The sequence below is a fragment of the Amycolatopsis acididurans genome (genome assembly GCF_012328925.1).
Classification (GTDB): Bacteria; Actinomycetota; Actinomycetes; order Mycobacteriales; family Pseudonocardiaceae; genus Amycolatopsis_E; species Amycolatopsis_E acididurans.
In genome coordinates this window covers 65,722-78,732 of record NZ_JAAXLS010000029.1, presented here as the reverse complement: position 1 = coordinate 78,732, position 13,011 = coordinate 65,722, and the positions used below count along the sequence as shown (strand labels likewise).

8 protein-coding genes are annotated in these 13,011 nt (G+C 70.0%); 4 read left to right on the top strand and 4 right to left on the bottom strand.

All coding sequences use genetic code 11. The features are described from left to right. Window positions 1-133: 133 nt before the first annotated feature. From HFP15_RS29415 to HFP15_RS29400, 4 genes are all read right to left on the bottom strand, one after another. Entirely contained in the window at window positions 134-1,771 is a 1,638-nt protein-coding gene (locus HFP15_RS29415) for an ABC-F family ATP-binding cassette domain-containing protein (RefSeq protein WP_168520019.1), read from the bottom strand. 253 nt (window positions 1,772-2,024) lie between these two features. Then, window positions 2,025-2,762 carry a hypothetical protein gene (locus tag HFP15_RS29410; protein ID WP_168520018.1) on the bottom strand — a complete coding sequence of 246 codons (738 nt, stop codon included), beginning with the start codon at window positions 2,760-2,762 and terminating at the stop codon, window positions 2,025-2,027. 66 nt (window positions 2,763-2,828) lie between these two features. Continuing rightward, a complete protein-coding gene (locus tag HFP15_RS29405) occupies window positions 2,829-3,737 on the bottom strand; it encodes a hydroxymethylglutaryl-CoA lyase (RefSeq protein WP_168520017.1) in 909 nt (302 codons plus the stop codon). A gap of 1 nt (window position 3,738) precedes the next feature. Next, window positions 3,739-4,908 carry a CaiB/BaiF CoA transferase family protein gene (locus HFP15_RS29400; RefSeq protein WP_168520016.1) on the bottom strand — a complete coding sequence of 390 codons (1,170 nt, stop codon included), beginning with the start codon at window positions 4,906-4,908 and terminating at the stop codon, window positions 3,739-3,741. Window positions 4,909-5,034: 126 nt separating this feature from the next. Between HFP15_RS29400 and HFP15_RS29395 the strand changes: the two genes are divergently transcribed. The 4 genes from HFP15_RS29395 to HFP15_RS29380 all read left to right on the top strand — a co-directional run bounded on the left by HFP15_RS29395 (window position 5,035) and on the right by HFP15_RS29380 (window position 13,009). Next, on the top strand, window positions 5,035-5,832 hold the full coding sequence (locus tag HFP15_RS29395) for an IclR family transcriptional regulator (protein ID WP_168520015.1): 798 nt from the start codon (window positions 5,035-5,037) through the stop codon (window positions 5,830-5,832). A gap of 106 nt (window positions 5,833-5,938) precedes the next feature. Beyond that, on the top strand, window positions 5,939-7,324 hold the full coding sequence (locus tag HFP15_RS29390; protein WP_168520014.1) for an MFS transporter: 1,386 nt from the start codon (window positions 5,939-5,941) through the stop codon (window positions 7,322-7,324). Between the two features lie 120 nt (window positions 7,325-7,444). Continuing rightward, entirely contained in the window at window positions 7,445-12,331 is a 4,887-nt protein-coding gene (locus HFP15_RS29385) for an RHS repeat-associated core domain-containing protein (protein ID WP_168520013.1), read from the top strand. A gap of 78 nt (window positions 12,332-12,409) precedes the next feature. Continuing rightward, a complete protein-coding gene (locus HFP15_RS29380; RefSeq protein WP_168520012.1) occupies window positions 12,410-13,009 on the top strand; it encodes a TetR/AcrR family transcriptional regulator in 600 nt (199 codons plus the stop codon). The last annotated feature ends 2 nt before the right edge of the window (window positions 13,010-13,011 follow it).

Genomic DNA, 13,011 nt, shown 5'->3' with positions numbered 1-13,011 from the left:
GTGCCCGAACTCCCCAAAACCCGCAGCGGCAAAATCATGCGCCGCCTCCTACGCGACGTCGCCGAAAACCGCGCCATCGGCGACGTCACCACCCTCGCCGACTCCAGCGTCATGGACCTCATCTCCACCGGACTCAAGTCCGGAGCCTGAAGTGGTCCGCGGGCGCGGCGGTCTCGGTCAGCCTGCCCTCGCCGAGCCGCAGCCGGCGGCCGATCCGGATCTCACCGAGGAAACGTTCGTCGTGGCTGACCACGACGAACGCGCCCTGGTAGGCGTTCAGCGCGCTTTCCAGCTGTCCGGCGCTGATCAGGTCGAGGTTGTTGGTGGGCTCGTCGAGCAACAGCAGCTGCGGCGCGGGTTCGGCGAACAGGATGCAGGCGAGCGTGGCGCGCAGCCGTTCCCCGCCGGAGAGGACCGCGACGGGCAGGTGCGCCCGGTCGCCGCGGAACAGGAAGCGCGCCAGCAGGTTCATCCGCTGTGCCGGGGGCATCGCCGGGGCGAACGCGGCGAGGTTCTCCGCGACGGTGCGCTCGCCGTCGAGCAGGTCCAGGCGCTGGGACAGGTAGGCGATCCGGCCGTCGGCGCGGGTGACCTCGCCGCCGTCGGGTTCCAGCTCGCCGTTGATCATCCGCAGCAGCGTGGACTTGCCGGACCCGTTCACACCGGACAGCGCGATGCGTTCCGGGCCACGGATCGCCAGATCGACGCCGTCGCCGAACAGGTCCCGCTTGCGCAAGCCCTCGCCGAGGAACAGGGTGCGGCCCGCGGGGACCGCGGTCTGCGGCAGCACCAGGACGATCTTCTGATCCTCGCGCAGCGACCGTTCGGCCGCATCGAGCTTGGCCTTGGCGGCGCTGACGCGTGCGGCGTGCGTGCCGTCGGCCTTGCCGGCGGACTCCTGCGCGTTGCGTTTGCGGGCCCCGGCGAGGATCTTCGGCAGGCCCGCGTTCGCGATGTTCCGCTGTGCGTTGCTCGCCCGTTTGGCGGCCCGCTCGCGCGCCTGCTGCATTTCGCGCTTCTCGCGCTTGACTTCCTGCTCGGCGTTGCGGATGTTCTTCTCCGCCACCTCGCGCTCGGCGTGGACGGCCTGCTCGTAGTCGGTGAAGTTGCCGCCGTAGTAACGGATTTCGCCGCTGTCGAGTTCGGCGATGCGGTTCATGCGGTCGAGCAGGGCGCGGTCGTGGCTGACCACGAGCAGGCAGCCCGGCCAGTCGTCGAGCACGGCGTAGAGCTTGCGGCGGGCCTCGGCGTCGAGGTTGTTGCTGGGTTCGTCGAGCAGCAGCACGTCGGGCCGTTTGAGTAGCTGGGCGGCGAGCCCGAGCGAGATGATCTGGCCGCCGGACAGCGTGTCCAGCGTCCGCTCGAGCGCGACGTCGCCGAGCCCGAGCCGGTCCAGCTGGGCGCGGGTGCGCTCCTCGATGTCCCAGTCGGTGCCGATCGTCGTGAAGTGTTCCTCGGCGACGTCACCGGACTCGACGGCGTCGAGCGCGCGCAGCACCGGTCCGATGCCCAGCACCTCGGCCACCGACGGTTCGCCGGTCAGTGGCAGGTCCTGGGGCAGGTAGCCGAGCAGGCCGTCGACGGACACGCTGCCCGCGGCCGGCCGCAGCACGCCGGCGATGAGCTTGAGCAGGGTCGTCTTGCCTGCGCCGTTTGGGGCGACCAGGCCGGTGCGGCCGTCGGGCACGGTGACGGACAGCTGGTCGAAAACGGGGGTGTCGTCCGGCCAGGAAAAGGACAGGCCGGACACGACGATGCGGGAATCGGACATGAAAGTGAGACCTCGGAAAATGTGGGACGCGCATCAGCGGCGCGGGATTCGGGTGGACGACAAAGAGGCCACCGCGGCGGTAGGTGCCGGGGGCCGGTCAGGTCCGGGGCTCACCCGGAGATGTCGTCTTCACCTGCCACGTTTCCGACGGTAGCAGCTGTGGCGCGCGAGCGCCTCAACGGCGCAGCGTCTCCCGGTGGCGATGACCCTGCACCGGGACGCCGGGCAACCGCTGTTCGACCATAGCGAGGCCCTAGCCCAGGTCGTCCGCGGTTCGACGGCCCGCGTTCCACAGCAGGAGCCCGCCGGCGACGAGATAGAGCGCGACGATGACGGGCTCGGCCGGATCCACCGGGACGGCACCCGGGATGTGCGCCGCGGCCTGGAACGGCGGCGCGACGAGGTAGCTGAGCTGTTGCAGCGTCCCGGAGACGAGCGCGAGCGCGGCCAGCAGATAACCCCACGCGGCCCGCCGCCACAGCAGCACCGCCGCCAAGGCATAGGCAGGCGTGAGCACCGCGAGGTCGAGTGCGATCCCGAAATGCGTCACGCTGTCCGGCTCCACCAACGCGCTCCCGGCGGGGCTCACGCCGGTGACCGCGTACCGCACGACGGCGTAGATCCACATACCGGCCAGCCCGGCGGTGAGCACGCCGAGGATCGCCGCGACGACGCGTCGCGGTGTGCGGGTGCCGAACCGGCCGGCGATGCCCGCGACGTCCGCGGCCGCGACCGTCAGAATCAATGCGAACAGGCTGCCGCCGAACACGGCCACGTGGAGCAGGAACAGGTCGTTGAACGAGGTCGCCAGTGCGGTGAACGCGTAGGTGTAGGTCAGATACGCCAGCGTCCCCGCCCATCCCGGAAGCCCACGGTCCGAGCCGCGGCGCGCCGCACGCAACGACACCGCCAAGCAGGGAATCGCGACCACGAGCGTCACCGCGTCGTGGCCGCGCAGCATCTCCGCGACCGAGGCGGGCCCGGTGTACACCCGCCGACGACCAAGCCTGTCACCGACGACGCCACCGCGAGCATCCCAAAATCGGCGCTTCGAGGACTACCTGCCCGCGAAAGCGGCTGGTACCGCGGGAATCGCGGCGAGCGCGGAGGGAAGCCGGTGGCCGAGCAGGGTGGCGAGCTGCTCGCGGACGGCGGCGAGCTTGACCACGTCGATGCCGGTACTGATGCCTTCTCGGTGCAGCAGGTTGACCAGGTCGTCGGTCGCGATGTTGCCCGACGCGCCGGGGGCGAAGGGACAGCCGCCGATCCCGCCGAGTGCCGCGTCGAAGCGGGTGATGCCCAGCTGCAACGCTCGCAGCACGGTGGCCGAGGCCATGCCGTAGGTGTTGTGCAGATGCAGGCCGAGTGGGTGTGCGGGGTTGCGGTCGCGGACGGCGGTGACGCTGCGGGCCACCTGACTCGGGCCTGCCGCGCCGATCGTGTCGGCCAGGTGCACTACCCGCGCCCCGAGTGCGATGAGGCGGTCGGCGACCTCAGCGGTACGGCTGGGGTCGGTGTCGCCGTCGAACGGGCACACGAAGGCGGTTGCGATGCACGCTTCCAGGCCGATCCCGGCGCCGACGAGTACTTCCGCGGTCTTGCCGAGACGGTCGAGCGCACGGGCGGTATCCAGGCCGGCGTTGGCCTTGCTGTGCCCGTCGCTGGCGGAGACGACGAGCCGGACGTGCCGGGCGCCCGAGTCGATCGCCCGGTAGGCGCCGCGTTCGTTGAACACCAGCGCGTGCGCGGCCGCGGGAATCCCGGCCAGACCCGAGATCACGTCTTCGGTGTCGGCCATTTGCGGGACCTTCGCCGGGTTCACGAACGACCCGACCTCGAGCGAGGTCAGGCCGGCGTCGACGAGGCCGCGTGCGAGCCGCAGCTTCTCCGCGCCGGGCAGCGTGACCGGCTCGTCCTGCAGCCCGTCGCGGAGCGCAACGTCGGTGATCAGCACGTGGTCGGCCATGTCAGTTCTCCTTCGCCGGGGTGGGCAGCAGTTCGGTGTTGTGCTCGCCGAGCTCCGGTCCGAGCCAGCGTGTGCGGCCCGGCCGGTTGCGCAGCTTCGGCACGATTCCCGGGAACAGCACGTCACGTTTGGACTGTCCTATGCGGACGGTGTGGTGTTCGTGCATGCCGCGCGCGGTGTAGTGCGGGTCGTGCACGATGTCCTCGACGGTGAGAATCGGACCGCACGGCACCGCCGCCTCGGCCAGCAGCGTCGAGGCTTCGTCCAGGGTGTGGCGTGCGGTCCACTCGCCGATGACCGCGTCCAGCTCGTGCGCGTGCTGGACGCGGCCGTGGTTGTCGGCCATGCGGCGGTCGTCGGCGAGGTCGGCTCGCCCGACGGCTCGCATGAGCCGGGCGAAGATCGCGTCGCCGTTGCCGCTGACGACAAGGTACTTTCCGTCGGCACAACGGTAAGTGCCCGAGGGTGCGATCCCGGGCAAGCTGGCGCCGGCGGGCTCGCGCACCGCGCCGAACGCGTCGTAGTCGGGCACGAGTGATTCCATCAGGGAGTACACCGCCTCGTAGAGGGCGACGTCGACGACCTCCCCGTGAACCTCGCCGGACCGCCGCTCCAGCAGTCCCATGAGCGCGCCGATCACCGCGTACAGCCCGGCGACGGAATCGGCGAGGCTGACGCCGACCCGCACGGGAGGCTGCCCGGGACAGCCGGTCAGCGCGCGCAGGCCGCCGATGGCTTCGGCGACCCCGCCGAAGCCGGGCCGGTCGCGGTAGGGACCGGTCTGGCCGTATCCGGAGATCCGGACGATCACCAGCGCGGGATTGCCGCGTTGCAGCTCGTCCGGTCCGAGCCCCCATTTCTCGAGCGTGCCGGGGCGGAAGTTCTCCAGCAGCACGTCGGCGTTCCGGACGAGCCGGCACACGGCCTCGCGACCCGCGGGGCTGGCGAGGTCGGCGGTGATCGACTTCTTGTTCCGGCCCAGCGTGCGGAACAGCAGCGAAGTGACGCCTTCGTGCAGGCGCCAGCGCCTCAACTCGTCGCCGGTGCCCGGCCGCTCGACCTTGATCACTTCGGCGCCGAAGTCCGCGAGCAGCCGGCCCGCGGTCGGAGCGGCGATGAAGTTGCCCAGCTCGATCACCCGGATTCCGGCGAGTGGTCCCCGTCCCGTCATCCAAACCCTCCTTGCACCCATATGGTGAGTTGCAAACCCATATTATGAGCACGAGCGTCGAACGCAAGAGCGATCTCCATCACGGCTACGATGCCGGGAGGGTCGGCGGGGCGAGGAAGAGCGAGGATGGCCGGAGACAACGGCAAGGCGAGCAGTGCGCCGCTACTGGTGCTGCAGAAGCTCAAGCAGATTCTCGCCTCGTTCACCATCGAGCAGCCCGAGCTCACGCTGCAGCAGATCATCCGCGCGACCGGCCTTCCCTCGAGTACCTGCCAGCGCCTGGTGCAGAACCTCGTCCGCGAGGGCCTGCTCGACCGGGACGAGGACCAGTACCGCATCGGCCTGGAGTTCGTGCGGCTGGCCGCGCCCGGCACGTTCGGTCTCGACCTGGTGCGGCTCACCCGGCCCGCGCTGCAGTGGCTGCGCGATCGGACGGGCGAGACCGCGTGCCTCTATGTGCGTGACGGCGCCTACCGCACGGTGGTCGCGCTCGCGGAGTCGCGCCATCCGGTGGTCCGGCTCTTCGTCGTCGGCATGGTGATGCCCCTGCACGCCGGGTCCGCGGGCAAGGTGTTCCTCGCCTTCGATCCCGCTGCCCGCAAGGACGCGGTCGCGCACGGCCTTGGCCGGTTCACCCCGCGCACGGTCGTCGACATCGATGTGCTGACCGAGCAGCTGGAGCAGATCCGCGACGCGGGTTACGCCGCCAGTTTCGAGGAACGCGACCTCGGCGCGGCGTCGGTCAGCGCCCCGGTCTACGGGCTCACCGGCGAGGTCGTCGCCGCGATCGGCATCGGTGCGCCCACTCAGCGGCTCGCGCCCGCCGATGTGCCCGAACTCGCCGGGCTCGTGCTGGAAGCGGCCCAGCAGGCCTCGCGTCGTCTCGGCTATCGCGCCGGCGTTCGTCGCGACGACGCGAGCTGATTTACGGTCATTCGACGTTGTCGTAGGCTTGACGCACACGGTTGTAGAACCGCATCATGAGTCTCCGAATCACATCGCGAATGCGTAGAGTCAAAGGAGACGCTCAATGGCCGATATCGGTGCCGCGATCGCGACGAGGATGGACGTCCTGCCGATCACCCGGACCCACCGGCGGGCGACCGTGGCCGTGGGGCTCGGCTTGTTCTTCGAGTTCTACGAGGTGTTCCTCGCCGGGGTGCTCAGCTCGGTGCTGGTCAAAGAGTTCGCCCTGAGCAAGGCCGCGTTGCCGCCCCTGCTCGCGTCCACGTTCGTCGGCATGTTCCTCGGGGCGCTGCTGCTGGGGCGGCTCGCCGACAGGTTCGGCCGCCGCGGCGCCTTCCTGCTGAACCTCGGCTTCTACTCGGTGTTCTCACTGCTCGGCGCGTTCAGCCCGAACGCGGTCATGCTTCTGGTGACGCGGTTCTTCGCGGGCCTCGGGCTCGGTGCCGAACCACCATTGGCCGACACCTACCTCACCGACCTGCTGCCGGCCCGCCACCGCGGCCGCTTCATCGCACTCGCCTACACCCTGGCGTTCTGCGGCGTACCCGTCGTCGGATTCCTCGCCAAGGGGATCACCGAGGGCAAGATCCTCGGCATTCCGGGCTGGCGCTGGATGTTCGTTCTCGGCGCGCTCGGCGCGGTCGTGGTGTTCGCGCTCCGCCGCGGGCTGCCTGAGTCGCCGCGCTGGCTGCAGGCGGTCGGGCGCACCGAAGAGGCGGACCGCGTGGTCGCCGCGTTCGAGGCCGAAGCAGGCATCACCGAGCAGAAGCCCGCAGCGGCGGCGCCGGTGAACGAGCCCGCGGTACCGCCGCGCGCACTGCTGCGCCCGCCCTACCGCCGGCGCACCGGAATGATGGTGGTGTTCCATCTGCTGCAGACCTTCGGCTACTACGGCTTCGGCACGCTGGTGCCGCTCGTGCTCACCGCGAAGGGCTACCCGGTCTCGCAGTCGCTGCTGTTCACCGCCGTGACCTATCTCGGCTATCCGCTGGGCTCGGCCCTGTCGTTGCCCGTCGTGGAGCGTTTCGAGCGCAAGTTCCTCGTGATCGGGACGGGGCTGGCGATGGCGGTGTTCGGCATCGCGTTCGGGTACTCGGGCTCGATGGCGCTGGTCCTCGTGTTCGGTTTCCTCTACACGGCCACCAGCAACGTGTTCTCGAACGCGTTCCACATCTACCAAGCCGAGATCTTCCCGACGAGCGTGCGCTCGACCGCGGCCAGCGGCACCTACTCGTTGTCTCGCCTCGCCACGGCCGCGATGCCCTTCGTCCTGGTGCCGCTGCTGGAGGGAGCCGGGCCGAACTGGCTGTTCGTCACCGTCGCGGCGGCCATGGTCGTCGTCGCCGTCGACGTCGCGGCACTCGGCCCCCGCACCACCGGTCGCGCGCTGGAAGCCGTCAACACCGACGGTGCCCCCGTAACCGCGCCGGAGCGAGCGCCACGGCAGTAGCCGGGCACCGACGGCGATCACGCGGCGGCTCGCGGCTGGTAGTTTCGCGGAATCGCCCTCGTTCACGAACCGAGCCGGGCGGCTGTGATTTTTCGACCGTCGTGGGGTGAGGGGCAGGGCATGGCGAATCCGCTGGTCGCGCAGGCGCAGGACTCGACGACCGCGATCTCCGGGGTGCCGATCCTGGAGGCCGGGCAGGACCTGAAGAACGGCATCGAGTCCGGGGACTGGGCCGCGACGGTCATGGGCGTCGCCGGGACCGCGATGGAGGCCCTGGCCTTCGTCGCGGACCCGTTCGGCTCGATCCTCGCCGCCGGTGTCGGCTGGCTGCTGGAGCACGTCGGCCCGCTCAAGGAGATGTTGGACAAGCTCGCGGGCGATCCGGACCAGATCACCGCGCATTCGCAGACCTGGGCCAACATCGCCAAGGAGGTCAGCTCGGTTTCGACCGACCTCGCGGGCCAGGTCAAGGCCGACATCCAGTCCTGGACCGGCCCCGGGGCCGACGCCTACCGGAAGCAGGCCGACGAGGTCGCCAAGGTCCTCGAAGGCGCCGCGCAGGCCTGCGACGGGGCCTCCAGCGGAGTGAAGACCGCCGGTGACGTCGTGGCCGCGGTCCGGATGCTGGTGCGCGACATCATCGCCGAGGTCGTGGGCCACATGGTGTCGTGGGCGATCCAGGTCATCGCGACGCTGGGCATCGGACTGGCCTGGGTGGTGCCGCAGGTCGTGAACCTGGTGGCCAAGACCGCCAAGCAGATCGCCGACCTGGTGAAGAACCTCACCAAGGCGCTCGGGGAACTGGGCAAGCTGCTGGGCAAGGCCGGTGACCTGTTCAAGAACGCCTCGAAGTCGTTGAAGAGTCTGAAATCCGGCGACAAGGCCGCCCCGGGCAAGATCGACGACCTGCCCGGCACCAGGAGCATCGACGACGTGGGCGGGAAGACCGATCCCGCGAGCGCGAAGGGTGATCCGGGGCCGAAGGACCCGCCCGGCGAGGCGCCCAAGGACGGGCCGAAAGACGGCTCGAAGGACGGGCAGGGCGAGGGCACCACCGCCAGTGGCGCCGGCACCGGCGGCGCCGAGAAGCCCAAGAGCCCTGTGGAGGGCACGACCAAACCGGAGAACGCGCGGGACACCGCGCCCGGCCCGGACACCCGCAACACCACGACGGACCCGGTGGATCTCGCCTCGGGCGAGGTGATCCTGGAGCAGACCGACCTCGAACTACCGGGACTGCTGCTCGAACGCGTGCACGTGTCGTCCTATCGCGCGGGCCGCTGGTTCGGCCCGTCCTGGTCGTCCACAGTGGACCAACGGCTGGAGTTCGACCCGCAGAACGTGTGCTACGTGGGCCCGGACGGGGTGATCCTGGTCTACCCGCTTCCCGTGCCGGGGCAGCCGGTCCTGCCGGAGGAGGGTGCGCGCTGGCCGCTGACCCGGCACGCCGATGGCAGCTATACCGTCGAGCAGGCCGGGCGAGGCCGCACGTTGCGCTTCTCCGGAGCCGGGACGAGGCTGCCGCTCCGCACCGTCGAGGACGCCGACGGTGCCCGCACGGAACTGTCCTATGACGACACGGGTGCGCCCGTGCTCCTGGCGCATTCCAGCGGTGTCCGGGTGGGTTTCCGCACCGAAGGACGCCGCCTGACCGAGTTGCGGGTGCTGGGTTCCGAGGGCGCGCCGGACGTGGTGGTGCTCCGCTACGGCTACGACGGCAACGGTCATCTCGCCCAGGTCGTCAACGCCAGTGGCGCGGCGCTGCGATTCGACCACGACACGCACGGCCGGCTGACCGGCTGGCAGGACCGCAACGGCGTTTTCTACCGCTACGTCTACGATTCCGCGGGCCGCTGTGTGCGCACCGTTGGTGCCGAAGGGTTCCTCGACGGCGTACAGGAGTACGACCGCGACGCGCTGGTCACCCGCTTCACCGATTCCCTCGGTCACGTCAGCGTGTACGAGCTGAACGCGTTGAACCAGGTCGTGCGCGAAACCGACCCGCTGGGGCACGTCACCGAGTCGGAGTGGGATCGCTACGACCGCCTGCTGTCCCGCACCGATCCGCTCGGGCGGGTCACCCGCTACACCTACACCGAAGACGGCGTCCCACTGACCGTCACCCGTCCCGACGGCAGCGTCGTGGAACTGGAGCACGCCGACGGGGAACTGGTGTCGCTCACCGTGCGCGGCGACGGCCGGGTGTGGCGCCGCTTCTACGACAGGGGTTCCGCGCCGGATCCGCTCGACGGGCCGCTCGGCATCGGCAGCGTGTCCAGTTTGGACACCGAACCCGAGTCCGCGGACGCGGACGGCGAGACCGATCGTGACCAGTTCGGCAGACCCCGCTCGGTGCCCGAGGTCGGCGGCGGCCGCGTGCTGCTGGGCTGGACGATCGAGGGACGTCCCGCGTCACGCACCGGCGTGCGCCGGGAGCGCGCCGTGTGGCGTTATGACGGTGAGGGCAACGAGATCGAGTACGTCGACGAGCTGGGCCGGGCGACCCGGCGGGAATACGGCCCGTTCGATCTGGTCACCGCCGTCACCGATCCCGCCGGGGCACGCACCCGGTACGGCTACGACACCGAGCTGCGGCTGACGTCGGTGACCGATCCGCTCGGTCGCGTGTGGACCTACCGCTACGACCCGGCTGGCAGGCTGGTTTCCCAGACCGACTTCGAGGGCCGCACCTGGAACTACGCCTACGACGCCGCCGGCCAGCTGATCTCGGCCACCGGGCCGGACGGCGGGGTCACCGAGAACGTCTATGACCTGCTGGGCAATCTGGTCGAGGTGCGCGGCCCGCACGGCACCACCAGCTACGTCTACGACCCGGTCGGTGCCCTCGTGCGGGTAGCGTCGGCGGACTCGGTGGTGGAGTTCGACCGCGACGAGTACGGCCGCGTCATCCGTGAAGCCATCGACGGCGCCGAGGTCACCTTCGCCTACGACGAGCACAACCGCACGATCCGGCGGCGCACCCCGTCCGGAGCCGCGAGCGAATGGCGTTTCGACGAGCAGGACCGGCCGATCGCGTTGACCACCACGGGGCACACCGTGCGCTACCGCCTCGACGCCGAGGGCCGCACACTGGTCCGGGACGTCGACGGGGTCAGCGTGCTGCAGCAGGCGTTCGGCCCGCGCGGGCTGCTCACGACGCAGCAGCTCTCCGGCGGCACGGTTCCCGTGCAGCGGCGCGGTTTCGAATACCGGGCCGACGGCAGTCTCGCCGGGACTCGCGACGAGTTCGCCGGTCCGGTCGGCTTCACCCGCGACGCCGCCGGACGGGTTGTCTCGGTGTCCGCGATGGACGGCCGGGAGGATCTGCGTTACGACGCGGCCGGGCATCTGATCGCCTGGTCCGGCGGGGCCGGGCTGTCCGACGGGTACGACGCGCTGGGCCGCCGGACCCGGCACAGCGAGGTGCATCCCGACGGAGTCCGGGTGTGGGAGTACACCTGGACCGGGGAGCGGCTGACCGGCCTGCGGACGCCGGACGGGCGCCAATGGCGCTACTCCTACGACCCGCTGGGCCGCCGCATCGGCAAACAGTGCGTGCTGCCGGACGGCACGGTGGCCGAGTCGACCCGGTTCGTGTGGGACGGGACCGTGCTGATCGAGCAGGAGTACGCCGACGCGGCGGGCGTCCGCCACGTCACGACCTGGGAGCGCAGGCCCGGCGGGACCGAACCGGTCACGCAGTACGAGCGCGGCCCCGCGGGTGAGCGGTTCCTGTCGGTGGTCACCGACGCCATCGGCACGCCCACCGAACTCGTGGACGCGCAGGGCCGTCTCGCCTGGAGTGCGCGCCGCGCCCTGTGGGGCCGGGTGGTGCCGGTACCCGGGGCGCCGGCCACCACACCGCTGCGCTTCCCCGGCCAGTACGCCGACGCCGAATCCGGGTTGCACTACAACGTTTTCCGCTACTACGACCCGGCGGCCGCGCGCTACGTCAGCCAGGACCCGCTGGGCCTGGAGGGCGGGCCGAACCCGGTCGCCTACGTTGCGGACCCGTTCGCCGAGTACGACCCGCTCGGGCTGATGGCCTGCAAGAAGGGGAAGGGCAAGGGAAACGGCAACGGGTCGGCGACGAACTCGAACGCCAAGCACAACGCCGGAAACTCCGGTGGCAGCGCACCGAAACCCGGCAAGGGCAAGGGAAACAAGCGCAAGCGCGACGATGACGGTGACGGCGCGTCGTCGTCGAAGAAGCCGAAGAAGGATCCGGGCCCGTGGGACCGCTCCAGCTTCAGTCAGGACACGCTCAACAAGATCAAGGAGCAGAAGAACGATCCGAACAACCCGCACTACAAGGGAAACACCGACGGTGGTGGTACCCACGCGCGGCACATCATCTCGTTCCAGACGATGCGCGACAGCCTGAAGAACTGGGTGGAGCACCAGCCGAAGGCCGATCAGGACGCATTGACGGCCAAGTACTCCGACGAGCTGTACAAGATGAACAGCAAGATCGAGAACCTGCCGCTCGGGCCGGGCAAGCCGAACACCGCGATCGGCAGTGTCGTGAACCATTTCGAGGACGGCATCGGAAAGCGGATGAACGAGGGCTCCACGCCCAGCGACGCGTTCAAGGGCGGTTCCGGCTACATCAAGGACATCAGGCCGGAGTACGGCGATCCGATCATGCGGCCGGCGGACAACTTCGGCCCCGGAGGCACCGGGCTGGAGCGCGACCCCGACGGGCTGGGGCGCGATTCGTTCATGAACGACATGCGGGACTCCGCCGACATGGACTGGCCGGGCGGCACCAAGGAAGAGTTCGAGAAGTGGAACGGCGTGCGCCTGGAGATCTCCGATATCGGCAAGCACCCGGAGAACTACACCCCGGCCCAGGTCGACGACGTCATCAAGAAGTTCCACGACCTGCAGGCCCCGAGCGGAGGGCACCCGTCACTCGACGAGTTCAACGCCGCGCCGCAGGGCCATTCCTACCAGCGTGACGAGCACGGCAACCGCATGCCCGACGATTGGTCGCCGGGGGCCTGAGGAGCAGGGCACGACGGACGGCGGTGGCTGGGGATGGCAAGTCGCCTTTTACTGTACGGGTGCGTAAGGTAAAGCGTTGTGACGGACAGCTTCGACTCCGCGCCGGCCCGGTCGCGTGGGCGCCCGCGCGATCCCGCGATCTCCGTGGCCGTCCTCGAGGCGACGATCAAGGTGCTGGCGCGCGACGGCGTCGATCGCATGTCCATGGAGGCCGTCGCGGCGGAGGCGGGAGTGTCCAAAGTGACCTTGTATGCCCGCTTCAGGAACAAGACCGGATTGATCGGCGCGGCGCTGGCACATCTGCGAGTGGATCACGTGCCGGCGCGGACCGGGGACACCCGCGCCGATCTGGTCGCTCTGCTCAAGGCGATGCGGCGGCAGTACGACGAGGTCGGCGGGATGAGCATCATCGGCTCCTGTCTGGTGTCCGACGGCAGGTCAGGGGCGCTGCTCGACGTGATCAGGGAAGCGACCCTGCGGCCCAGGCGCGGCTACTTCCTGGAAGTGCTGGCCGCCGCCCGTGACCGTGGTGAGATCCGGCCGCAGGCGGATCTCGAACTGGCGGTGAGCCAGCTGGTGGGCGCGTTCTACGCCGACCAGCTGGCCGGCCGCGAGATGGCCGAGGACTGGGACGCCCGGGTCGTGGACACCGTGCTCGACGGCATCGCACGGCCGTAGCC